19 protein-coding genes, 1 tRNA gene and 2 pseudogenes are annotated in these 23,399 nt (G+C 37.0%); 12 read left to right on the top strand and 10 right to left on the bottom strand.

Annotated elements, in window-relative coordinates; translation table 11 throughout:
* Window positions 1-1,708 precede the first annotated feature (1,708 nt).
* The 4 genes from N824_RS09575 (at window position 1,709) to N824_RS09590 (ending at window position 4,817) form a co-directional block, all read left to right on the top strand.
* Window positions 1,709-1,927, top strand: coding sequence for a hypothetical protein (locus N824_RS09575; protein WP_048904935.1), 219 nt, complete (start codon window positions 1,709-1,711; stop codon window positions 1,925-1,927).
* Window positions 1,921-2,295 carry a type II toxin-antitoxin system VapC family toxin gene (locus N824_RS09580; RefSeq protein WP_048904936.1) on the top strand — a complete coding sequence of 125 codons (375 nt, stop codon included), beginning with the start codon at window positions 1,921-1,923 and terminating at the stop codon, window positions 2,293-2,295. Before N824_RS09575 ends, N824_RS09580 begins: the two co-directional genes overlap by 7 nt.
* 11 nt (window positions 2,296-2,306) lie before the next feature.
* Complete coding sequence (locus N824_RS09585) at window positions 2,307-3,395, top strand: hypothetical protein (protein WP_048904937.1); 1,089 nt, start codon at window positions 2,307-2,309, stop codon at window positions 3,393-3,395.
* Window positions 3,396-3,467: 72 nt separating this feature from the next.
* Window positions 3,468-4,817 (top strand): hypothetical protein, encoded by a 1,350-nt coding sequence (locus N824_RS09590; protein WP_048904938.1) that lies wholly within the window; start codon window positions 3,468-3,470, stop codon window positions 4,815-4,817.
* A gap of 213 nt (window positions 4,818-5,030) precedes the next feature.
* Here N824_RS09590 and N824_RS09595 read toward each other — a convergent pair whose 3' ends face one another.
* On the bottom strand, window positions 5,031-9,302 hold the full coding sequence (locus N824_RS09595) for an NACHT domain-containing NTPase (RefSeq protein WP_048904939.1): 4,272 nt from the start codon (window positions 9,300-9,302) through the stop codon (window positions 5,031-5,033).
* Window positions 9,303-9,447: 145 nt separating this feature from the next.
* On the opposite strand from N824_RS09595, the gene N824_RS09600 reads away from it, so the two are divergent.
* From N824_RS09600 to N824_RS27895, 3 genes and pseudogenes are all read left to right on the top strand, one after another.
* The gene (locus tag N824_RS09600) at window positions 9,448-10,215 is read left to right on the top strand and encodes a hypothetical protein (protein ID WP_152542142.1); all 768 of its coding nucleotides are present in this window, start codon (window positions 9,448-9,450) and stop codon (window positions 10,213-10,215) included.
* A gap of 110 nt (window positions 10,216-10,325) precedes the next feature.
* The gene (locus tag N824_RS27890; RefSeq protein WP_052334099.1) at window positions 10,326-10,514 is read left to right on the top strand and encodes a hypothetical protein; all 189 of its coding nucleotides are present in this window, start codon (window positions 10,326-10,328) and stop codon (window positions 10,512-10,514) included.
* A gap of 12 nt (window positions 10,515-10,526) precedes the next feature.
* Window positions 10,527-10,769 (top strand): annotated as a pseudogene (locus N824_RS27895) (GLPGLI family protein); the annotation flags it as partial.
* Window positions 10,770-11,137: 368 nt separating this feature from the next.
* Here N824_RS27895 and N824_RS37235 read toward each other — a convergent pair.
* The 7 genes and pseudogenes from N824_RS37235 to N824_RS09635 form a co-directional block, all read right to left on the bottom strand.
* On the bottom strand, window positions 11,138-11,656 hold the full coding sequence (locus N824_RS37235; RefSeq protein WP_306413888.1) for a site-specific integrase: 519 nt from the start codon (window positions 11,654-11,656) through the stop codon (window positions 11,138-11,140).
* Window positions 11,629-12,357: pseudogene (locus N824_RS37240) on the bottom strand (phage integrase SAM-like domain and Arm DNA-binding domain-containing protein). The gene N824_RS37235 and the pseudogene N824_RS37240 overlap by 28 nt, the downstream one beginning before the upstream one ends.
* A 246-nt stretch (window positions 12,358-12,603) precedes the next feature.
* Window positions 12,604-12,695, bottom strand: a tRNA-OTHER gene (locus N824_RS36390).
* Window positions 12,696-12,789: 94 nt separating this feature from the next.
* Window positions 12,790-13,782: a YihY/virulence factor BrkB family protein gene (locus N824_RS09620; protein ID WP_048904941.1), complete on the bottom strand. Its 993-nt coding sequence runs from the start codon at window positions 13,780-13,782 to the stop codon at window positions 12,790-12,792.
* Window positions 13,783-13,791: 9 nt separating this feature from the next.
* Window positions 13,792-14,199 carry a thioesterase family protein gene (locus N824_RS09625; RefSeq protein ID WP_048904942.1) on the bottom strand — a complete coding sequence of 136 codons (408 nt, stop codon included), beginning with the start codon at window positions 14,197-14,199 and terminating at the stop codon, window positions 13,792-13,794.
* On the bottom strand, window positions 14,199-15,257 hold the full coding sequence (mltG, locus tag N824_RS09630) for an endolytic transglycosylase MltG (protein WP_048904943.1): 1,059 nt from the start codon (window positions 15,255-15,257) through the stop codon (window positions 14,199-14,201). The genes N824_RS09625 and mltG overlap by 1 nt, the downstream gene beginning before the upstream one ends.
* Window positions 15,258-15,275: 18 nt before the next feature.
* Window positions 15,276-16,046 carry a PASTA domain-containing protein gene (locus N824_RS09635; RefSeq protein WP_048904944.1) on the bottom strand — a complete coding sequence of 257 codons (771 nt, stop codon included), beginning with the start codon at window positions 16,044-16,046 and terminating at the stop codon, window positions 15,276-15,278.
* A 281-nt stretch (window positions 16,047-16,327) separates the two neighbouring features.
* Here N824_RS09635 and N824_RS09645 point away from each other — a divergent pair, with 281 nt between their 5' ends.
* The 3 genes from N824_RS09645 (at window position 16,328) to N824_RS09655 (ending at window position 18,389) form a co-directional block, all read left to right on the top strand.
* The gene (locus N824_RS09645; RefSeq protein WP_048904946.1) at window positions 16,328-17,314 is read left to right on the top strand and encodes a D-alanine--D-alanine ligase; all 987 of its coding nucleotides are present in this window, start codon (window positions 16,328-16,330) and stop codon (window positions 17,312-17,314) included.
* A 27-nt stretch (window positions 17,315-17,341) separates the two neighbouring features.
* Entirely contained in the window at window positions 17,342-17,923 is a 582-nt protein-coding gene (locus N824_RS09650; RefSeq protein WP_048904947.1) for a Crp/Fnr family transcriptional regulator, read from the top strand.
* A 64-nt stretch (window positions 17,924-17,987) separates the two neighbouring features.
* On the top strand, window positions 17,988-18,389 hold the full coding sequence (locus N824_RS09655) for a DUF983 domain-containing protein (protein WP_048904948.1): 402 nt from the start codon (window positions 17,988-17,990) through the stop codon (window positions 18,387-18,389).
* A gap of 84 nt (window positions 18,390-18,473) precedes the next feature.
* Here the strand turns inward: N824_RS09655 and N824_RS09660 are convergent, their stop codons facing one another.
* A complete protein-coding gene (locus N824_RS09660; protein ID WP_048904949.1) occupies window positions 18,474-19,901 on the bottom strand; it encodes an MATE family efflux transporter in 1,428 nt (475 codons plus the stop codon).
* A gap of 218 nt (window positions 19,902-20,119) precedes the next feature.
* Complete coding sequence (locus tag N824_RS09665; RefSeq protein WP_048904950.1) at window positions 20,120-20,539, bottom strand: thioesterase family protein; 420 nt, start codon at window positions 20,537-20,539, stop codon at window positions 20,120-20,122.
* 149 nt (window positions 20,540-20,688) lie between these two features.
* On the opposite strand from N824_RS09665, the gene rpsO reads away from it, so the two are divergent.
* Both rpsO and pnp read left to right on the top strand, forming a co-directional pair.
* The gene (gene rpsO / locus N824_RS09670; RefSeq protein WP_048904951.1) at window positions 20,689-20,967 is read left to right on the top strand and encodes a 30S ribosomal protein S15; all 279 of its coding nucleotides are present in this window, start codon (window positions 20,689-20,691) and stop codon (window positions 20,965-20,967) included.
* Window positions 20,968-21,106: 139 nt separating this feature from the next.
* Complete coding sequence (pnp, locus tag N824_RS09675; protein ID WP_048904952.1) at window positions 21,107-23,257, top strand: polyribonucleotide nucleotidyltransferase; 2,151 nt, start codon at window positions 21,107-21,109, stop codon at window positions 23,255-23,257.
* Window positions 23,258-23,399 lie beyond the last annotated feature (142 nt).

The raw sequence follows: 23,399 nt of genomic DNA on the forward strand, positions 1-23,399 counted from the left end.
TAAGGATCAATTCAACGGTTGACTTAATCTCCCCTATTATTTCCATTTTAATTGATATGGATGCCCTGGTTAAATCTTTCCATTTACATTGGATCACGATTTTCTCTTGGCTAGAGAAGATATCGATGCCTTTTTGTTTATGCCCATTTTTCCCAAATCGCTTGAAAGTAAGATTGGCTTTCAATTCGTTAAATAAATCGCAGATTAAATTTTCAAAATCGTCGTTGGATTTTATAGATGGGAGCTGATAATTTGTCATTAGAGGTCAATTTATTTATGTATCGTGGTAAGCTAATATAAGACTAACTAAGGATAATTGTTTGCAATCAGTAGAGCGTATATATGCAGAATTTAACTCCCAAGATATTTGGTTTTTTTATTTAGCCTCCCGTACGACTGGCGATTCTTACGTGTAACTTTTATCTTTTCCCTGTGTTCATATTTGTTATGCGTTAAACTGTAAAAACGGATCCTGTATGAGGTCTAACTATAAAGATTAAGATTCTTTTCGATATACTGGTTCTATCTTTTTCGATTCCCGAAAGGTGGTTTTCTAATCGATAATAATGTCACCAAATTCAGCATTTCTATTTACCAATGAGTAAGTCTCAATWCACSAMRMWCYTCCGNNAWMWWMGCNCTGTTTACGAATATTTCTACCATCCAGATGAACCAAAGAGGGGCGAGTCAACGGGGCTGAACTACGCAATGATCGCCAGAATTCGAAAAGATGCTGCTCAGAACTGGAAAGAAATGATGGCATGTTAAAGGGGCCGTCAATGGTGTCTTCCTGCTCATTAATTTCAAAGCATTCATTTAACCTTATTGCTGCGTTTTCAAATGTAAAAGTCCAGAGTTCCCGTAGAAGTGAAACTAACGTGAACTTGCTATATTTGGATTTAATTTTTCGGATAATTTCGGTGGTGATACCTAAGATTAATTTTACAGATTTTAAAGTATAATCCATATCAATCAGCAATTTGCCCCCTGGAATAGTTGCCCGTTTTATTGTTTTTGTTTTAGATAAGTAAATCTCATTGACCACTAAATTGTTGTGAAGCAGTAAATTCCTAGTTTCCTTAATTTCGATGAGCTGGTCGATGTTATTGTTGATCTCATCTATCTCTATAGCATAGACCCTAGAAAATACATTAATGATATTCTCTAAATTTGAATAAGCCAATTTGTTGACTTCTATCTCCAGCATCGTATACATCAACTCTCCACGGAGGAATTGCTCTATGTTGAAACTCAGGTTTTTTTGTTCTTCTTTAGCAAAATCACCATGTTTTTTTAGCAGTGTCAGCTTTTGAGGGAAAAACCTTAACATGGAAAAGATCAAATCAGATAGCATGGTCTCAAAACGGGCAACAGCAAGGCAGAAAATCCCCTGAATTCCATAACTCCCTATTTCCAGAGTGCTTAATTCCTTCTGTATTTTTTGCAATTCTTCGTGAGCACTGGATACCGGTTCTTCAAGTTCATATATGGTAAGTAAACTCGGCATCCGGGGCAGGCCGGTATTGCGAATCGATACTCTACCCAACTCAAGGGTGGTATTGTTTCGCAGGCATTGTGGTCGTTGAACAAGCATATTAATAAATATTGAAATTTTATTTTAAGGTCTAAATGTGGATATATTAAAACCTCATATATTACAATGTTACTACTCTATTTTTGTAACTTGGTATAAAATTAATCTCTACAGATGCAAAAACCTATAATTAGTGAGGAGGGTGACAAATCTATGCTTACCGTTAAGCGAAAGCTTAGGGAACTGGGCGTCAATTTACAGCATACCAGTCCGCAGGATAGAAAAGCTAATCAGGAACGCCTATTAAAAATCTCAGTGTGGACAGAAGAAGATCTCAAAATGATTGAAGATACTCGCCAGTCATTTGGTGCTATAAAACCAGCAGAATGGTAGTAGACACATGTATATTGATCGAGCATCTGCGGGCTAAGGATAAAATCACAACTAAGCTTTTCCGAATTACAGGTGAATATGACTTATATATTTCCTCAGTAGTTACTTATGAACTGTTCATCGGTGCTCCAACACCGGAAAGACAAAAAGAAATCATAGAACTGACCAAAGGAATGACTGCCCTGCCATTAACAGATGAAGTAGCCATGAAAGCCGCTGAGATTTATCAGAATCTGAAAAAGAAAAACAAATTGATCGGGCATCATGACATTTTAATCGCAGCAACCTGTCTTGTTTTTGAATTGCCAGTTGCCACTAGTAATAAGGAGCACTTCAAAAGGGTGGATGACCTTAAAGTTTTACGTTAGTAGGAGTACCTATGGCTAAACAATTAAATAGTATGCTCTCACCAACGATAGTCGATCTGATCCATAGCACATTTTTACCAAATTGGCCTTATCTGGAAAGTCTGAAATTAAAGCCATCGCAATTATTGGAAGCAAGTTATGACATGATACTGTCCAATCCCGGTGATGTGGCAATTGGAATCAACAGAGTACAAGTTGTCATTGATCATGACTTTTTTAATGCATTTAATTGCCTTGTGATCAAGCATTTTACTTCCGGACAAACTACCCTCATGTTCAATGCACAAATCAATCGAGCCGAACCGGTCATAGATATTTACAATCAGTTAAAAGACATTTTAGGAAATGGCTGGACATTCGAACCTAAATTTTCAACATTTTCCGAAGAGGAAAAGATTAATTCACTGGCTAATGGACAATTCAAGCAAGCCAATGATGAAATTTTACAGGTATGGAATATTGGACAATTCAGCGTATTACTGAATTACAAACTTGATCCTTTATCTCAGCTGTTATTGTCTATAAGCCATCAGTCCAAAAAAGAACCTGACCGACATGTTCGTGCTAACGGTACCTTGCTTAATCTATTAAAGTTTTCACCCGAGCAGGTAATTACGATGCCGGAAGTCAAGCATGAAGTGAAAGAAGAAAATGGAGCTGTGAAATACGTCGATTACACCTTTCAGCTGGAAGAATCGGAGATGAACCTATTTGACCGGGTAAGACTGAGAATATTTGATGCTGAAAAAAAGCTGGATCTATCGGTACAGATGCATATTTCCTATTTTAGCGAATTTGAAATGAGTGCGTCGCAGGTGATCAGTCTGGTAAATATAGTTGTTGGGATTTACGGTGCGGATAACTCTGGTATGAAAGAAATGGAACCACATGAGGTCGATCAAGTCGAAGCAGATGAGATGTGGTCAGGACGCAGCTGGACATTCAATCGTGCACACAAAATTTATGATCATGATGAGCCAGATCAGAGTATCCTATATCAGGCATCCATTACAGGTAACCCCGATCAGGATGGGATAATATTGAATATTCTTGCCTATAATCAAATGCTGGATTTTCAAGAAGTGCTCAACGAAGTATAATTTAAATGTACTACGCAAATAGGGCGCGCAGCCATTCATTTTATTTGCATTAAAATAACGTGATAAATATTTATGACTAAGATTTCTGAGGATTTTCAAAAGATGATGGACCAACTACCGATTATACTTAGTCCATCATTCAGCGCTAGACTAAATGAACCCGTAACGATTTTCAAAGGAATATTTGAAGTAGTTAACGGCGGAAAAGTTGTTAAAATTGATGGGGAGATCTATTTTACTTGGACGCCAGAGTCCGGAATAAAGTTTATTGGTGTGCCGGATCGCAGCATTTTCTTTGAACCAATCGACAAAATTCTCATTCCTGGTCTTGATATCAGTCACGGTTACTCTTATTTTATCAAAATGAACGGAAATGGGGTTGTAGGTGCTATTAACTCACCATTTTTGATCATTCACAACCAGCAAGACGTTGACCGAATTCATTTTGAATTGCCCAATTTCAGAGATTTCCTCGGTGCACCAGTCCAAGTAGATGACTGGATGAGAACAAATCGATTAACTTTCGAAAATAAAGATTGGCTAGTTACAGTGGATAAGATCTCAAATTACGGACATTTGAAAGAGGAACTTGAACACACTGGGGGCTACGCCTTATTACTTACGGGTGAATTACAGCACAAGAGTGGTAAACTTAATGCTAACAGGATGCATAATATGGTACAGCCACTTGGCCTGTTCTTCAGCTTCCTAAATGGGAGACGAACATTTCCTTGTTTTATTCAAGGTTTAGATCAGCATACACCTTCATGGACAGACTTTTCTGCGAATCATGCCGATCGATATAAATCAGTTGGTTCTTGGTTGCCACAGTCTGATCATTCTGGGATTGGTGTGATGTGGGATGCTTTTGTAAATATGACCAGTGATGCGAGTAGCCTGGAATGCATTGATTATTTGCTACACTGGTATGTTGAAGCAAATAATAACAGCGGCTTCTGTGAAGGAGCAATTGTGTTGTTGCAAAATGCTTTTGAACTGCTATTCAACTGGCAAATGATTGAGCAGCGCAATTTATATACAGTTGCAAAAGGTAAATCTATAAATGCAGCGGAGAAAATCAGGATTTTGCTGCGTGATGCGGGTATTTCGCTGAATATACCTATTAAATACAAGGAAATTGAGAATCAGCTCCGGTCACACCAAATGAAATTTCAGGATTTTCCAGAACTGTTTACATTAGTTCGTAACTCAATTACCCATACTAACCAGAATAAACGGACTAATCTTGCAAAGATCCCATCTTTAACAAGGCATCATATTAAAGAGATTGGTATATGCCACCTTGAGTTGTTGCTTTTAAAACTCTTCAATTATCAAGGGAAATTTGCAAGTCGTATTTCAGAAAATATGTTTGTTGGTGGCAATGAAGAGTCGGTTCCCTGGAATAAAGCTGTCAGTTAATATTGCCGATATAAAAAACTAAAGTAGACCATCAAAGGGTAATTTGGTTGGTATTAGACGATGCATCATACTATAAATCATAGCTTTCAGACAAGCTTGACTCTTTTTATTTAGAATGTGGCTTCTAGTAAATATTGATTGACTCAATTTGCATGGAATTGTAGAAAATGAATTTAAATTTGATCACTATAAAATAGATATTGTGGAAAACAATCAAATCAGACCTGTTTTTTTGATTAGTGTCATTGCTTGTTCATCGTTTTCATAGGATACGGCATTTGCAAGATAAGATTTTACTAGACGCCGCTCATACCATTTTAAATAGCTGATTCCCGGGTTGACTTCTGTAAATGTACCAATGATCATTTCATATTCTTTTAATGCCTTCTGAAACATTTTTTGACTTTTTACCGCACAGTACCTAATGGTTTCTTCAAGCATTTCAGGCTGGTCATTGACTCTTCCATCATGAAAAGTTGGCGCCAACACCCTTAATGCCTGAAAACAATACCTTAGTAAATATTCGGGATCATTCTCAGATAAGTTGATAAAGAAGTTTGATTTAATATTTAAAAAGTCGCTTGTTTTTGATTTTTTGTAAAAGGTATTGAACAAGTAGGAGGTAGCTTTCTTTGACCCTAACTTAATTGCCATCCTGAGGAACTCAAACTTCCAATAGATTTCTTTTTTATTTACAGTTGTATTCATTGAGGTGTTTTCAACTAACAACTTTAATTGGGACAATTCATAGTTGCAGTCAATGAGGTATTTACAGATTTTATATTGCCATTCTTGGCTGATGGAAGTTATAGAATAGATTATATCTTCAAATATTTCAGCCCCATCAGCAAGTCCAATGATGATGTTGATTAGGTATTCCTTATATCGGGGTGAAAACTTGGGGTCGTTTAATCGTTGGAGCATATAAGGTAAACCTTCAATTAAGTTATATTCTAGGCAAGCAGTGGCCTGTGAGGCAATAACCCGGTGAGCTAACCCTTGGTGTTGAAGATTTTCCAGCACTTGGTTCTTGAATGCTTCATGGTCGCTACACTGATAAACCAATTGGTAGATTTTTTTCTCTTTTTTATTTTCCTCATTATGGTCAGCTCGAAAGCCATAGTAGTCCAGCTTCAGCATCTCAAGTATTGTAGAAGATTCTAATTCAATGTTGCTATGAACAAAAAAGTTAGTTAGATGAGAGGCTGCATTTGAAACTGTGTAAGATCCATTTTCATATTCCTTGATCGCGGTATCAAATTTTGTTTCAGGTAAGATGTTCTTAATCAAATAATTTTCTGCAATCCTCAATAGCTCGGGTGAAAGACCTTTTCTATCAGAATTAATGTAAACACCTACAGTTTGAAATACATACCATTCCCATCCCCTAAGATCGAAAGCGTTCTGGAATTGTTTGAAACCGCCCTTTATTTTATAATCGCTGATCGCACGTAGTACAATGGTGTTATTTAATTTCTTTTGAATTTCCTTTCGTTCACTGTATTCCAGTTCATAAAGTGTTTCATCTGAGCTAGCGTCTTTTTTATGTTCTTTAATCAGCTGATAGACTTTTTTGCCTTCTTCAAGAAACTGAGTGTGATCCTGCAGTAGCTCAGTATTCTTTATCTCTCTTTCTGCATTTATTTTTTCCCAATCTGGTCGTTCCTGAAATTTGAATTGATCGCCAAAGTTTTCGAGCAATAGTTGTTGAAAATTTTCATGCTCTGGGTTATTTAATGAAAGCCGGATTGTTCTAACCTGGTCTTCCGTAATGATGCCGTTTTTGTATTGGTTAATGATTTCTTGACCTAGCCCATCCCGATAAAATTTGAATAGAAAGTAATCTAGCTGATGCAAGTCTTTATGGTATACGAAGTCCCAAAAAATGAAATCTTTATTTTGATTTTCGGCAAAAAATAGGCTCGGATCGCCCCAATCTTTTCGTTTATAGTCATCGTATTCAACTTGGACCAAAAAATCTGTATACAATCGGTAGAGCTTCTCGTCACCAGTGTGGTTATGGATGTTGCCGAGTTTTTTATAAATCTGATTGATGAGTCTGTATTCTTCAGAATATCCTTCATAGCCCGTGATTTCCTTGATTCGTTTTGGAAGCGAGGTAAAGTGCTTTAGCAGGATAAATGCATTTTCATGATTGAGGTGTGTGAGTACATATTTCAGATAAAATGGCTCCAATCCCGCACTAATCCTGTCATTGGAATTGGTTAGTATGCCATCGCTTTCTACAACATATTTGAATTCATTAATGAAGTTACCCTCGTCAATATATTTAATAATTGCGCTACGAACCATTTTGTGGTTATTACGTGGGACTTGTTTCACAAGTTCCAGCAACCGGTTATTGAAAAATTGGTACTTGCCCAAAATGTCAATGGCTCGGTCATAAACAGCATAGCCGTAACCTGTTTTGGATAAAATTGTTTCAATTTCAATTAAAAGACACTTCTTGATTTCAGTTGTTAGTTTGACTTGGTTGTAATAATAAATGATATCCAATAAACAGTAGCGGTGATTGTCTTCTTCTGCCGTTTTAAGTTCATCAATGACAAATTTGAAAGCTTCTGCAGAATAATTGATAAACTCACAGAATTCATCTAAACGAAAGTCTCCACCGAGGTAATAAATGCGATCGCTCTTTCCCTTTATTATGATGCGTTTGAAGATTTCCATACGCTGTGGCAATGTAAGTTTATCTTTTTCAAACTTTAGAAAGATATCATTGTCGGTTTCAGATAGTAATTTGAAAAGTTTTTTGAATGCTGTGCCCTGAACTGACAGAATAGTGAATAAATAATTTACAGTATTGAACATCTTCGGCTTCAAGATATGCACACCTGTAGTATGGAACAATATTGGCTCAAGCGATTCCCAATCTAATTTTGATAAGCTTACTGCTGCCAGATATTCCTGAAAGTTGTTGTGTTCAAATGAAATCGAATCAGTTAAATTCTGCTGTGGTTCAACTTTAAATAAGGAGCAACGTCGGATAGTTTCTAATGATAAGTATCCAAACGAACTCATTTCATTAGTTAGTATCGCATTTTTTCCTGTCAACGTTAGATAGAGAGCTAATTTAGCTGCGAAATTTCTTAAGCTATTTAGATCCACTTCAGGACCATACTTTTCATCATCTTTACGGATCTTATAAGTAATGATCTTTTCAATGATCTCTGCCTTATTTAGGGGGAGTTGTTTTTCATCTTCCAGAAAAAGGTCAGTGAGTGCGGACAAGTAAAACGGACTGGAAAGCAAATATTTCACCCATCGTTTATCAAAGAACTTACTTAATTTCCGTTTTTGCTGGTCTGATGGAATACGTTCTCCAAGGTAGTGTTCAATATCTTCTGCCTCAAGATCATTTAGATAAAATTCGAGTAGACGGTCATCCTCTATAATGTCTGCACCGATCTCTCTGGTGAATACATTGGTTCGTATGGTTGCAATAATGTTTGCCTTTTTGTTGGCTTGAACAAAAGTGTTGAACTTTTTTACAAACTTTTTGAATTCAGATGACGGAACTTCATCAAGCCCGTCAAAGAGTAGTAATAAGCGTTCAGGGATAATTTGGCCCCAGTTTGGATAGATCGTCTCTATGTATTTATCAATTTCTCCGTGGAAATTTTTTAAGCGGATCAATATTGGAAATAGGCCGTCTTTTTTCTCACTATAGATAAATCCCAGGTTTTCTAATTCTTTGGACTTTCCAATCGCAGCATCTGCTTTAATGATTATTCTTGCTAGTTTGTTTTCAGCTAAACATGCTGAAATGTAATTTGGGAGCGATATGCGTTGAAGTTGATTATGTCCTTTGTAAACTTCTTCAATTTTATGTGGGTTGGTTAACCTTCTAAATATATAGAATTGTACAGGGCGATAGTAAATATACTCATGAACCATATCGGTAAGAAAAGCGCCAAGATAGTTGTTTAGTGCCAGTGGATTGCAAAATTTATCCCTCCATGAAATTCCAAAAAACTGTTCAACTATTTTTGGGTTATTCCTAAGTTTTCCATCAATTCGTAGGCTTCCCCAGGCCTCAATTTGGATATTCTTTTTTTTAAGCCTCGATTTTTCAGTTTCCAACTCATCCAAAAATGTATTATCCTGTAGGTTATTGGAGCTAAAAAGAACAAATGTTCTGGTTTTGTTATACCACGTCCCATTCTCCCAAATTTTCAGGGCTTCTTTTAAATCATTTCTTTTGAAAGTGCTGACTCTTTTGCATTGAAACAAGATGTACTTATCATCGTCAAACCGAACATAGCAGTCGAATCCATGTTGTCCTTGTCCAGGCAACCCGTACAATTGACAGCGTTCTGAACCGTATTCAGCACAAATGAGTTCATAACACAACAGCTCCAATTTTCCCCATTCCAATTCATGATAAGGAAGTACAGAATAATTGTAGTCTATGGGTGGGGTTAGTTTATTATGGGTTGGCTTAGTAGAATTGTTTGAGTTCATTACATACTAGAATGTCTAGTTTCATTTTTGATTTTAGATAAGGTTATTATTTGCATATAACAGCATGTTGCAAGATACTAAAGATTTACATCGGGTTTTAACTTTGGTTAGCAATGTTTAATTTTAGATGTTTAAACTTTTTGTAATGCTCTGTAGACTTTGCCTTCAAGAAAAACCACTTTTAAAGAAATCACATATCATCCCTAATTTCATGTATAAAGGGATTTTTGGCAAAGATCATAAAGTGGTAAATGTGAGCATGGATAACCTGAAGAAAGTATCATCATCTTACACAGGTATTTATGATAGAAATATTTTGTGTGCGGAATGCGATAACGAAATATTAAGTAAGTTGGAGACTTATGCCAGTAGTTGTATTTTTTTTAATGGCAATCCAAAAACAAGAAGTCATATCAAACTTGAAAGATTACAGGGAGGAGAACTCGTACCTGCAATTAGGTTCCATAATTTAGATTACACCAGAACCAAGTTGTTTTTTCTTTCCCTTCTCTGGCGTGCTCATATTTCAACTAATAAATTTTTTGAGGTGGTTGCTTTGGGGAATTATGCAGAAAAGATTAGAAAAATGCTCGTTGAAAATAATGCTGGAAAGGAAGACGAATTCGAAGTGATCCTGATGCACATCGACAGTGATGGAACACGCCCTGATCGTTCAATTATTTCACCTAGACATTTCCGTATTGAAGGTAATAGCTCTTATATGTTTCACATTAATGAGATCATGTATCATTTTAATATTTCTGGTCATAATAAGTTGTCGTTGTTCGAAACCGGTATTATTAAAAAGGATGGTATTCTGGATATCATGACATTAACAGATAGTTCAGCGAGAGAACATTTTGATATGTTCATGGGTAAGAAAATCCTGATGAAAAGTAACATTAGGAGATAGTGTTCAAAGAATTAAAAAACACTTTGATGTTTGCCGATAATAAAGCGTTATTTACCCCCGTTGGTGTGAATACTTCAATTACAAGCTTTTTCAATGATCCGTAAATAGCGATGCAAAATAATATCGTTTATTCGCACCTGAACAATAAACAGCTGATCAGCAAAAGAAAAGTATTTGATGAAACTTATTTACTAAAAGATAGCGTAAAAAGTATAAAATGGAAAATTACCGATGAGGTTAGAGATGTTGCTGGTTACCCTTGCCATCGGGCGAATGGTCTTACACTTGACTCTGTTTAAGTAGTTGCGTTCTATACCGATAAAATTCCTGTTTCGGGTGGCCCGGAATTATTTAGAGGGTTACCAGGTATGATCCTACAACTTGCGTTACCCCATGAAAATGTAAGCTGGATTGCAACTAAGGTTGAGGAGGTTGAGTTTCCGACAAATTCAATCTTAACACCAACAGGTGGCTCAATTGTTAACCTAAATGAGCTGATCGATAAACTTAAAAGTGTTTACAAGTATAATACAAAAAGACATTTGAATATTTAAAAGCATTCTTATTATAGGATTAAATATTAGATCTTCCGTCAGACTCAGCTGCCTTCCCATGTGGGAATTCTGACAATTCAGATTTTCCACATGGGAAGCGCAAATTTAAGTGGTTTTTATTATAGGTTTTATCGTAAAAACCGACTTATGTCATCCATAAACGCGTATTTCTCATATCATCAATGTATTTCTTCATGCCTGCAACTATCTTCAAATCGTCAAGAAATTGGTGTGTTCGGAATATATCTGAGAGTACTTTGTGAAGCTCTTTCTAAATTCATTATAGTAAGACATTAATATAATTGTTAACACATGTTGAATCTTTTTATTTACTGATTGAAAATAAATTAATTACCAATTATGTTTGTTCAAGGGGAGGAATATTTCTCGCTAATAAGAGCCATATCAGCGCCAACTTTAATGTCAAGTATCTTTGCATAATGTTGAGTGGTTTGAATATTAGTATGTCCCAGCATTTTTGAAACACTTTCTAAAGGGATTCCATTTAAAAGGGTGACGGTTGTTGCAAATGTATGCCTGGCAATGTGGAAGGTAATTGGTTTCTTGATGCCACAGAAATCTGCAATCTCTTTAAGGTAGCTATTCATTTTCTGATTGCTTGAAACTGGAAACAGCATTCCGGTATTTAAACAGGCAGGGTTATCGCGATATGAATTTAGGAGAGCAGAGGCTACTGGCAGTAAAGGAATGCGAGATGGAGTATTGGTTTTTTGCCTTTTTATCGAGATCCATTTGTCTTCATCTACGCCAGTTACAACATTGCAGCTTTTTAGATTTTTAACATCTATATAGGCGAGGCCTGTAAAGCAACAAAATAAAAAGATGTCTCTTACCTGTTCTAGCCTCTCTGAAGCCAGTKCYWWNATYGGMMRWGNGTCKYKATTTCCTGTTCAGTTAAGTAAACGCGCTCAACTTTTTTAATCTTGTTTTTATAACGTGCAAATGGATCTACCACAAGCCATCCATTAGAAAGGCAGATGCGAATAATCTTACCGAAGTTTTTCAAGTATTTCACAGCTGAATTGTTCGCGCATTTTCGGACTGATCGCAAATAAAAATCGTACTCAGTTATAAAATCGTAGTTAACTTTTCTGATCTCGATGTCGCTAATCTTGTACTTCCATTGTAAGAACTCAACAGTATGTTTTAAAGATGTCCGGTAACGCTCAGCTGTGCCTTTAGAGAACTCTCTTCCTACAAGTGCTTCCATCTTTTGGTTGTGGTCCTTAAAAATGTCAATTAAGGTACGTTGCTTGGCTACTTTGCCCTGAAACTGATCTCTTAATTTCTCGGCGGTGATGGTGTCGTCTTTTTCAGTTAATTGCCGATGAGCTTCGAATACTTTGTTTTGGAGATCGTCCAGGTAAGCATTCAAGGATTTCATCTCCTCTTTTTTACCATTGCATCGCCCTGAAGTTGTGTTCCATTGGATAGGATCACAGCATCGGCCTGTGGTTACTTCACAACGTTTCCCATCCACGGTAATCCGAAGATAAATAGGGGCTTTGCCCGATTGATAATTCTTTTGCTTCTTCATATAGAAGAGTAAGCTGAAATTGGTTTTCATAATGCATTACATTAATGGTTAACAAATTTAGCTTTGCAGGTACTTTTTTACAAGATGTTCGTTGGTGGAACATGTTGATTGTCAGTTTGATGCGTCCGATTCGGTGAGTCGTTTTCATTTTCCAAATTACTCACCGAATGACTCACTTATGAGTTGAGAATTGATGCATATTTTGTTATGTCCTAAAAAGCAAAAAGCCTGCTAATCATACGATTTGCAGGCTTTTTGTTGGTTTTGACACCTTTTTGGCGGAGAGTGGGGGATTCGAACCCRCRKAYYYWYTRWCANAGKYAWMAGTYYYSNAAGACTGCCGCAATCGACCACTCTGCCAACTCTCCGCGACAAAAGTACAAATACGGCTTGATTTTGCAAATTCAGAATTGGATAATTCCGCTTAAAAATGATAACGCGCTAAAAATGAGTGAGAAAAAATTATCTTTTCCCTAGTTTATCCTCTATTGGAGCCGGTTTTTTGAACAAATTGAAGTTAGGTCGGATGATTTTTACACTCCTTTTCGACAGATCTACGCTTGCATTTAGCTCAAAACCTACCAAAAGTATCAGAGAATTTAAATAAAGCCAGATCATAATAACGATAAGCGTACCGATAGATCCATAGACTTTATTGTATGAACTGAAGTTGTTAATGTAAAAAGAGAAGCCCCAAACAGAGATAAAAGCAAGTATAGTAGCCAGCCATGAACCGGCGCTGAAAAACTTCCATTTCTTGGCATGGGCCGGCCCGTATCTGTAAAGGATAGAAATCGTTACAAAATATAATATTCCTAACAGTGCCCATCTGGTAAGCTGAATAGCAAATGTTGTAAAGCTTGCCTTAATATTAAGTGTGGTTTCAATACGGTTTAATGCAATTTCACCAATTGCCATTGCGATAATACAAGTAATTACTGAAAAAGCAATCACAAGGGTTAGTAAAACAGCAATTAGGCGTTGTTTTACCCAGCTACGTGTTTCAATGATCAACGATGATTTATTAAAAGCCATCATTAGATTATGGACTCCATTCGTTGCAAAAAATAATGACAAAATAAATCCGAATGATAACAAACCACTGTTTTGCTTATGTACAATCTCATCAAGAGTAGTGCTAAAGGCTTTATAAGCATCTTCTGGTAAAACCAAAATAATCAGGTTCATCAGTTGATCCTGAAAACCAATTTTCTTAGGTATAAAGGGGATCAGTGTAAATAAGAAGATGATGGCAGGAAAAATGGCCAGCATAAAATTATAAGCCAATGAAGATGCCTTATTCACCAGGGAGTCTTTGCCAATCTCTTTAAAAAAGAATGTGGCAACGGTATAAATGGGTAGCGGACTAAAGCCAGGTAAAACACAAACTTTTGTCCAGCTAATAAACATAGAATAAAACCTGATTTTTAAAAGTTGCTTATGAACCCACTCCATCTATCAAATTTAATTAAAAAATACCCTTAACTTCTCCATAAAATTTTCTGGAGGAGAGCAAGGTTTGTTTTTTGCCATATCCACAAATACCAGCGTAGTTGTTCCAATGTTAATCAGTTCGCCGGCCGGATTCGACAATTCGTATTTAAAATGGATCCGCACATCCGGAAGGTCATGGATCGTAGTTTTAATTGTTATTTCCTGGTCGTATAAAGCCGGCTTAATATATTTACAGTTCAATTCTAAAACTGGCATCATTACACCCGCGCTTTCCATTCCAACATAATCCATACCCAAACTTCTTAGCATCTCTACACGGGCAACTTCGTAGTACTCGGCGTAATTTCCGTAATAAACATAGCCCATTTGGTCCGTTTCACCGTATCTAACCCTTATTTTTGTGGTATGAGTATACATTATTTAAATATATTGCGCTGGTTTAAAGCATCTCTGTATTTCTTAGCATTCCTTTCGTGCTCCTGAACCGTTACCGCAAAGTTATGGTAGCCAGAAAAATCTTCCTTAGCACACATATAAATATAACTGTTATTATCGCGGTTTAGCACAGCATCAATAGCATTAATACTTGGCATCATGATAGGTCCTGGGGGCAAACCAGCATATTTATAAGTATTGTATTTTGATTGCACATTTAAAAGCGAATTGGTAACACGTTTAACTGTAAAATCGTTATTGGCAAAAATAACAGTTGGATCTGCCTGAAGCAATATACCCTTATTTAAGCGGTTTAAATACAAACCTGCAATAATAGGCATCTCCTTATCGTACAAGGCTTCGGCATCAACAATTGAGGCTAATATAGAAACCTGAATAGGAGTTAAGTTTAATGATGCTGCTTTTTGCTTCCGATCAGCATTCCAGAATTTATCATATTCAGCATGCATTCTATCAAAGAACTCCGGAGCAGTAACATTCCAATACATTTCGTACGTGTTTGGAATGAACATCACATAGCTGTTATCTTTATTAAACCCATATTTTTCAAGCAAAGCAGCAGAGTCAAGCAGATTTATAAAAGTTAAAGAATCCGGTTCAAGGTTTCTTGAGAGATAACCGGCAAAGTTTTCTTTTTGCCTTAAGTTTTGAAACTTCAATTTTACAGGATCCTGATTACCCGATTTCAGCATATTAATAATGCTGCGGTTATTCATCCCTTTTGCCAATTTATAACGACCTGGTTTTAAAGAACGTGCAAGCTGCATTTTACCGGATGCTTCACTAAAAGAACCTATATCGGTTAACATATCTTTCAGTTTAATCTCTTTAAACAGGTCGTCGATATTGTAGCCTGTTCTTATATATAGGTATTTTTCGTTGCCCGTAACATTTGGTGCAAAATATACTTTATATAATTTAAGTCCATAAAAGCCTCCGGCAACTAAAACAAGTAATAGTAAGCCTAATATTATTTTGGTATTCTTTTTAAGACCCGTCTTATTTTCTTCGTTTGACATATATAAATGATAGTGTGATTAATTTTTATTAGATAATGTAATGTTTACCGGTGTCCCAATTTTTACTTTAGTTACCGAATCTGTTGCAAGTGGTTCCTGTTTAATGATTACAGCATTGGCAGAATCCGTAACAACCCCCTCGTAAGTAACTGTTCCAAGGTTTAACATTGCGCCATTTCTCAATGCAAACAGTGCCTCATCCTTGGTTAAGCCAATAAGAGTTGGAATGTCCACTTCTTCGTTTCCTTTTCCATCGCCCAATAAAAAGTCAATTCTTGATCCTTTAGGTACCATTTCTCCGACTTTAATAGGCTGATTGCCAAAAGAAACCTCCAAAACCACGTCTCTGCTCACATCCGGTTTATAAGTAGTATCCCCAAGTTTCAGACCAAAACTTTCAATGATGGCCTGTGCTTGTCTTAATGATTTATATACGACATCCGGAAATTTAACATTTGGAGCCCTGTTCATGCTCACAGTCAGGTAAATTGTTCTGTTGTCTTTTACAAAAGTATTAGGGTTTGGATCCTGATCTATTACTGTTCCCGGAGGTGTATCCATAATATAAACAGAATCGACCTCATAACGTAAGCCCAACTGTTCAAGTTTACTAACTGCTTGTGTGAATGATAACCCTTTAACTGAAGGTACATTTAAACCCTGGCCATGTTTGGTATAATACCTTAAACTAAAGAATGCGGTAAATAAGATTACTGCAACCGTAATTATAGCTGCAATAAGATTGTTTCTAAATGAATTTGTTTTTAAATAAGATATGAATTTGCCCATGCGTTTTTCTCTTCTGAAGGTACAGCGTCCAAATTTAGATTAAAATAATATTTTATTGGAATTAAAATGACATCTGCACCAACTAATTTATATTTGTGCCTTACCTGACCTGATGGTTTTGCCTTACCTGACCTGATGGTTTTGCTTAACGTGATCGGTAGGGCAGTTATTGACAAACCAGGTCGTCATCTCGACCAAAGGAGAGATGACAACGGTAAGTTATGTATGCATTATAACCCGTATATATATAATAGATATATTAGAATTTAAAAATTATACAGATGAAGAAAACAATAGCATTGCTAACCGGAGGGACCACTGGCGAATGGGTAGTTTCCGTTAAAAGTGCAGCAACAATAGCACAGAATTTAGATACCGGTAAATTCGATGTCTATAAAATTATGCTTACCCAGCAGGGCTGGTTTTATGAGCCTGCAGATTCTGTGAAAATAGAGGTTGACCGTAACGATTTTTCTCTTACCATTAAAGGAAGAAAAATAATGTTTGAAGGGGTGTTTATAGCTATACACGGTTCTCCAGGCGAAGATGGTAAGCTGCAAGGGTATTTTGATATGCTTAATATTCCTTATACGACATGTGATGCGCTTACCTCGGCCATTACCATGAACAAAGGTTACACCAAGGCAATTGTGCAGGACATTGATCAGCTGAATGTCGCTAAATCTGCGCAGATCTTTAAAAATGTACCCTACAATTTAGTTCAACTAAAAAAAGACCTTAAACTGCCATACTTTGTGAAGCCAAACAACGGTGGCAGTAGTATCGGCATGAGTAAGGTAAGCCATGGCCATGATTTGGAAGCAGCCCTTGAGAAAGCTTTTCATGAGGATAACCAAATTTTGATAGAAGAATTTATATCAGGCAGAGAGTTTACCGTTGGTGTAGTAAAACTTGATGGCAGAATAAAGGTGTTGCCTATTACAGAAGTAGAAACAGCAAAAGAGTTTTTTGATTTCGAAGCTAAATATACTCCTGGAGTAGCAACAGAAACAACTCCTGCCGCGGTTAAGCCTGAAACAAGGGATCGGGTAGCTAAAATAGCTGAAGCGGTTTACATTAAGTTGAATTGCAGGGGTGTAGTACGTATAGATTTTATACTTACAGAAGATGAAGGCGATTTTTACTTCATTGAAATAAATACCATCCCTGGACAAACTTCAACCAGCTTCATTCCTCAGCAAGTTGCAGCAATGGGAATGAAGTTGAATGATTTTTATACTAAGCTCATTAAAGAAACGATAGGGTAGCATTTGACATGAAATGGCATTTTCATCATGACAATTAAATATTTGCTGGATAATAGTTATAAACCGTCTCTTTATAAAAAGGGCGACGTAATTTATGAACCGGGAGCCCAGCCCAGGGCAGTTTATTTTATTAAGACCGGCAAGGTGAGAATGGTGACTGTTAATGATGATGGTAAAGAATTTATTCAGGGCATTTTTAAAAGCAACGAATATTTCGGGGAGCCTGCCTTATTGGTAAATAAACCCTATCTGGCATACACTATAGCCACTCAGGATTCTGAAATTATAGTGGTAAAAGGGGAGGAGTTTTTTAAAATGCTAAAGGAACATCCTGATTTTAGTATGAAGCTTATTCAAACGCTAAGCCATCGCTTGTTTTATAAGTCTATGATGCTCGAAGAACTGGCAAATGAACATGCCGAGCACAGAATAAGAACACTTATTGCTTACCTGTTTAAAGATGTAGAACATACCCAGGAGCTAAAGGTAACCCGGCAGCAGCTCGCAGACATGAGCGGGCTGCGCGTAGAAACGGTAATCCGCATCATCAAAAAGCTTTCAGATCAGAAAGAATTGAAACTGGTTAGGGGTAAAATCATTAGAATTTAAGTATGATCTGGATCATAAATTAACTGTTTTATGTGTCGTATTTTTGTGTCATAATATTAAAGTTATGAAACCAATATCAAAAATACAGGCAGTTGTAGAGTGTAAATGTCCAAGATGTAGAAAAGGCCCAATATTTTCTGGTAAGCTTTATGCTTTTAAGGGCCAGACAACCAATGAATATTGTCCCGTTTGTAACCTTCGTTTTGAAAGGGAACCTGGCTTTTTTTATGTAGCAATGTTCATTAGTTATGCTATGAATGTTGCCGAAATGATTACCATCGCAGTAGCCGCTTATATACTGGGCGTAGATCTTACTTACGAGAACCTTTGGATGTATGTAGCGATTATTATGGTTGGTGTATTTCTGTTTGCTCCTTTTAATTACCGTTATTCAAGGGTGTTTTTACTGCACTGGCTTACACCTGGCCTGGGGTATGTTCCGGATTTGAAACAACACCAGGCATAAGGTCCCAATATTTTCATAGCTCAAGCCGTCATCTTGACGATAGGAGAGATGACGGCTTGAGCTGCCGTTAGACTGATAACGCAGTTAGACTTTTATAGTCTTCCATTTTCCAATTTTGAATAGAATATAACCTGCTATCGCAATCCCTGTTTCGGCAACTGGGATAGCAATAAATACACCTGTCGGCCCCATTTCTAAGTATTTAGCAAGGAAGTAACCCAAAGGAATCTGGAACAACCAGAAGCCAAAAAGATTAACCCATGTAGGCGTCCAGGTATCTCCGGCGCCGTTAAAGGTGCTAATCAAGACCATGCCAATACCATAAAAGATATATCCAAGACTCATAATCTGAAGGGCATTTTTGGCAACCTCCTGTATTAAAACATCATTAGTGAAAAATGATATGAAATAACGTCCAACGCCAAAGGTTAACACCATAACAAAGAGCATATAAATTACTACATATTTCGCAGTTTTCATTACAGATTGCTCAGCCCGGTCAATGTGTTTTGCACCTAGATTCTGTCCAACCAGTGTGGCCGCGGCATTGCTCATTCCCCATGCCGGAAGCATAAAGAACATCATCAGCCTTAATGCAGTTTGATAACCTGCTGATCCATGATCTCCACCTGTTGTTGCTACAAGCTGCGCCAAAAATATCCAGCTGCATGATGCGATAACAAATTGGAAAATACCAGGCGTCGCAATTTTTAACAACGCCTTTATCTGTTCTAAATGAGGCCTAAAATAGGATAGTTTTATTTTTAAAAGGCTTTTGCCACTCACAAGGTGATAAACCTGATAGCACACGCCAATACCACGTCCGATACTTGTGGCCATGGCTGCACCTGTTAATCCAAATGCAGGGATTGGCCCAAAACCATTAATTAAAACAGGGCATAGAATGATGTTGGCAATATTGGCAATCCATAAACTTTTCATCGCAATAGCGGCATTACCTGCACCTCTGAATATCCCGTTGATAAGGAAGAGCAATACAATAATAATACTTCCGCCCATCATAATGCGCATAAATGTTGTGCCTTGTGCTGCAGTTTCCGCTGATGCGCCCATTAATAGTAAAATGTCTGTTGCGTAAATAAGCCCGGCAATGCTGATAATCAGGTTGAACGCAACTGCAATTATTATTGCCTGCATTCCTGCTTTTGAGGCAGCAACCGGATCTTTCTCGCCAATTCTTCTGGCAACAACAGCTGTTGCAGCCATGCTCATGCCAATGGCAAGTGAGTATATAACGGTAAGTACAGATTCTGTAAGCCCTACGGTTTGTATTGCGTGACTGCTGTTATGTAAATGACCTACAAAATAAAGGTCTACCAATGCAAAAACAGATTCCATAGCCATTTCCAGCATCATTGGGATGGCCAGTAAAATAACAGCTTTACGAATGCTACCTTGGGTAAAATCGAGATCTTCGCCTTTGAGGGCTTGTTTAATAAGTGTAAAAATTTGAGATAGCTTGCCTAATGAAGCTGTTTTTTGTTCTAACATAGGGTAAGTGGAAAAAGTAATAAATAGACCGCGATCAGCCAGAAAAGCTGTATCAATATTTTCGTGAAAAGGTGGAGTCCTTGGTCTTTAGAACCTCAAACGGACTGCAAATACTTTCATCGTAATGCGGTTGAGTTAGAAAACAAATATATATTTTTTACAAATACAATTCTGTATTTTATTGAAAAAAAAGAAAACCGAAAAAGAAGGGCCAAGTATTAAATGCTGTATGCCTTTATCATTTCTTCATTTACTTTGCAGCCTTTTCCGGTGGTAGTGTCAATCATCACATAATCAAACCATCCATCAGAAGCAATTTTACCTGTTCTTTTATTTTCAATTTCGAACTGTACACGACAGCCTTTTTCATTAATGGTTAAAATTCCGGTTCGGATAGCAATTACATCGCCTAGGATTAGTGGTCGTTTAAAGTCAACAAGTGCAGTACGTACCACCCAGCCAAATCCACTGTTTAAAAAAGATTCCATCGGCATTTTGTAAAATTCGGCCATTTGATCATAACGGGCAGCAAGCACATAATCAAAGTATTTGCTATTATGGACATGGTTAAACATATCGATATCATCAGGACGTACTTTTAGTTCACTTTCAAATATACTGTATTGATTTTTTTCCATAAATAAGTCGTTACAGCAACAAAAATAGGATTTAGTAATGGCCAATTTTCTTGTCGTGCCAAAATTTTACGCATACTTGTTAATCTTTAAAACTTACACTATCTTTGCACCCAATTAATTAATCATTTAAACTTTAGTATCATTCAAGAATGTATTTAAGTAAAGAAAAGAAAGCTGAAATCTTTAAACAGCATGGTGAAGTAGAAACCAACACTGGTTCTGCTGAAGGTCAGGTGGCGTTATTTACATACCGCATTGCACATTTAACTGAGCACTTAAAGAAAAATCGTAAAGATTTCTCTACTCAGTTATCACTACAAAAATTAGTAGGTAAACGCCGCGGTATTTTGGCATATCTATTTAAAAAAGATATTGAGCGCTATCGTGCTATCATCAAGACTTTAGGTCTAAGGGATATCATCAAATAGAACTACTTATATCAAGAAAAGCCATTCTTTAGGGATGGCTTTTTTAATTTCTTGATATTATTATCTTAACTTGCAAAGTAAAATTATATATATAAATCCGGTGTGTGAAAAGAGGAAAACACACCACAACAATTTTTAAATGAATGTAATAAAAAAATCGTTCGACTTGGGCGATGGAAGAACAATCGAAATTGAAACAGGAAAATTAGCTAAACAAGCTGATGGTTCGGTGGTAGTTAAAATGGGCGATACCATGCTTTTGGCAACTGTAGTTTCTACGGTAGGAGCTAAGGCTGGTGTTGATTTTTTACCTTTATCTGTTGATTATCAGGAGAAATATGCTGCCGCAGGCCGTATCCCTGGAGGTTTTCTTCGTCGCGAGGCAAGATTATCTGATTATGAAGTTTTAATTTCACGTTTAGTAGATCGCGCTTTACGCCCGATGTTCCCTGAAGATTATCACTCCGATACTCAGGTAATGATCTCATTGATCTCTTCTGATAAAAATATAATGCCAGACTGTTTAGCTGGTTTAGCTGCTTCGGCTGCTATTGCAGTTTCAGATATTCCATTTAACGGACCAATCTCTGAAGTACGCGTAGCTAAAATTGATGGTAAATTAGTAATTAACCCTTATGTTAGTGATTTAGAGCGTGCTTCGTTGGAATTCCTTGTTGCAGGTACTGAAAAAGATATCGTAATGGTTGAAGGTGAGTGCGATGAGATTTCTGAAACTGAAATGGTTGAGGCTATTGAATTCGCTCATAAAGCAATCGTTATTCAGGTTCAAGCTCAAAAAGAACTTGCTGAACTTGTTGGTAAAACTGTAAAACGTGAGTATTCTCATGAAGACAGTAACCCTGAATTAAAAGAACAGGTTTATGCTGCTACTTACGACAAGGTTTATGCTGTAGCTAAAAGCAATACAAGCAAAGGTGAGCGTGGTGATGCATTTGGTACGATCTTAATGGACTTCATTGCTACGTTAGGAGAAGATATTGATGATGTGACCGGTTTCCTTTCCAAAAAATATTTCCACGATGTGCAGTATGATGCTATCCGTAACCTTGTTTTAGACGAAGGAATTCGTTTAGATGGTCGTGATGTACGTACAGTGCGCCCAATCTGGAGTGAAGTAGGTTATTTGCCTGCTGCTCACGGTTCTGCAGTATTTACACGTGGCGAAACACAATCATTAACTACCGTTACTTTAGGATCTAAAGATGATGAGCAAATGATTGATGGTGCTTTCATCAATGGATACAACAAATTCTTATTGCACTATAATTTCCCTGGTTTCTCAACGGGTGAGGTTCGTCCCAACAGAGGTGCTGGTCGTCGTGAAATTGGTCATGGTAACTTGGCTATGCGTTCTTTAAAGAAAGTATTACCAGGATTAGAAGAAAACCCTTACACCATCCGTATCGTTTCTGATATCTTAGAATCTAACGGTTCTTCGTCAATGGCAACTGTTTGTGCAGGTACATTAGCACTTATGGATGCTGGTATTAAAATCAAAGCTCCGGTATCGGGTATTGCAATGGGTTTAATTACTGATGAGAAAACTGGTAAATATGCAATCCTTTCTGATATTTTAGGTGATGAAGATCACTTAGGTGATATGGACTTTAAAGTAACCGGTACTGAAAAAGGTATTGTTGCTTGTCAAATGGACTTAAAAATCAATGGTTTGAAATGGGAAGTGTTAACAAACGCTTTGATTCAGGCTAAAGAAGCCCGTTTGCACATCTTAAACGAGATGAAGAAAACAATTTCTGCACCTCGAGAAGATTATAAAGACCATGCTCCACGTATTGTTTCTTTAAGTATTGATAAAGAATTTATTGGTGCTGTAATAGGGCCAGGCGGTAAAATTATTCAGGAAATGCAACGTGAAACCGGCGCTTCTATCTCTATCGAAGAGGTTGGAAACAAAGGTATCGTTGAAATCTTTGCTGATAACAAAGCCGCAATTGATGCTGCTGTTACCCGTATCAATGCAATAGCTGCTAAACCAGAAATAGGCGCAACTTACAGTGGTAAAGTAAAATCTATTATGCCATTTGGTGCATTCGTAGAGATTATGCCAGGTAAAGATGGTTTACTTCACATTTCTGAAATTGACTGGACTCGTTTAGAAACAATGGACGGTGTATTTAAAGAAGGGGATAAAGTTGAAGTAAAACTTTTGGATGTTGATAAGCAAGGTAAAATGAAACTTTCTAGAAAAGCTTTATTGCCTCGTCCACCGAAAGCGGAAGCTGCTCCAGCTGAAAATAAACCAGCTTAATTTAAAGGCAGGTCTGTCAGCCGTTGGTAAATCCTTCGGTATGTCAGCTTCGCATATACTGAAAACCCCGCAATTTGCGGGGTTTTTTGGTATAAAATGGGTTATTTCTTTATATTTACAATCGTGAACCAGCTATAAATTA

Source organism: Pedobacter sp. V48, assembly GCF_000523515.1.
In the GTDB taxonomy this organism is placed as follows: Bacteria; Bacteroidota; Bacteroidia; order Sphingobacteriales; family Sphingobacteriaceae; genus Pedobacter.

Excerpts from the sequence above, each read along its gene's own strand:
- N824_RS09620 (WP_048904941.1), bottom strand. The coding sequence starts at position 13,782 with ATGGAGTGGGTTCATAAGCAACTTTTAAAAATCAGGTTTTATTCTATG.
- N824_RS09660 (WP_048904949.1), bottom strand. The coding sequence starts at position 19,901 with ATGTTAGAACAAAAAACAGCTTCATTAGGCAAGCTATCTCAAATTTTT.
- N824_RS27890 (WP_052334099.1), top strand. The coding sequence starts at position 10,326 with ATGCAAAATAATATCGTTTATTCGCACCTGAACAATAAACAGCTGATC.
- N824_RS09590 (WP_048904938.1), top strand. The coding sequence starts at position 3,468 with ATGACTAAGATTTCTGAGGATTTTCAAAAGATGATGGACCAACTACCG.
- N824_RS09655 (WP_048904948.1), top strand. The coding sequence starts at position 17,988 with ATGAAACCAATATCAAAAATACAGGCAGTTGTAGAGTGTAAATGTCCA.
- mltG (WP_048904943.1), bottom strand. The coding sequence starts at position 15,257 with ATGTCAAACGAAGAAAATAAGACGGGTCTTAAAAAGAATACCAAAATA.
- N824_RS09650 (WP_048904947.1), top strand. The coding sequence starts at position 17,342 with ATGACAATTAAATATTTGCTGGATAATAGTTATAAACCGTCTCTTTAT.
- N824_RS09625 (WP_048904942.1), bottom strand. The coding sequence starts at position 14,199 with ATGTATACTCATACCACAAAAATAAGGGTTAGATACGGTGAAACGGAC.
- rpsO (WP_048904951.1), top strand. The coding sequence starts at position 20,689 with ATGTATTTAAGTAAAGAAAAGAAAGCTGAAATCTTTAAACAGCATGGT.
- N824_RS09645 (WP_048904946.1), top strand. The coding sequence starts at position 16,328 with ATGAAGAAAACAATAGCATTGCTAACCGGAGGGACCACTGGCGAATGG.
- pnp (WP_048904952.1), top strand. The coding sequence starts at position 21,107 with ATGAATGTAATAAAAAAATCGTTCGACTTGGGCGATGGAAGAACAATC.
- N824_RS09575 (WP_048904935.1), top strand. The coding sequence starts at position 1,709 with ATGCAAAAACCTATAATTAGTGAGGAGGGTGACAAATCTATGCTTACC.
- N824_RS09580 (WP_048904936.1), top strand. The coding sequence starts at position 1,921 with ATGGTAGTAGACACATGTATATTGATCGAGCATCTGCGGGCTAAGGAT.
- N824_RS09665 (WP_048904950.1), bottom strand. The coding sequence starts at position 20,539 with ATGGAAAAAAATCAATACAGTATATTTGAAAGTGAACTAAAAGTACGT.
- N824_RS09600 (WP_152542142.1), top strand. The coding sequence starts at position 9,448 with ATGCTCTGTAGACTTTGCCTTCAAGAAAAACCACTTTTAAAGAAATCA.
- N824_RS09585 (WP_048904937.1), top strand. The coding sequence starts at position 2,307 with ATGGCTAAACAATTAAATAGTATGCTCTCACCAACGATAGTCGATCTG.
- N824_RS09635 (WP_048904944.1), bottom strand. The coding sequence starts at position 16,046 with ATGGGCAAATTCATATCTTATTTAAAAACAAATTCATTTAGAAACAAT.
- N824_RS09595 (WP_048904939.1), bottom strand. The coding sequence starts at position 9,302 with ATGAACTCAAACAATTCTACTAAGCCAACCCATAATAAACTAACCCCA.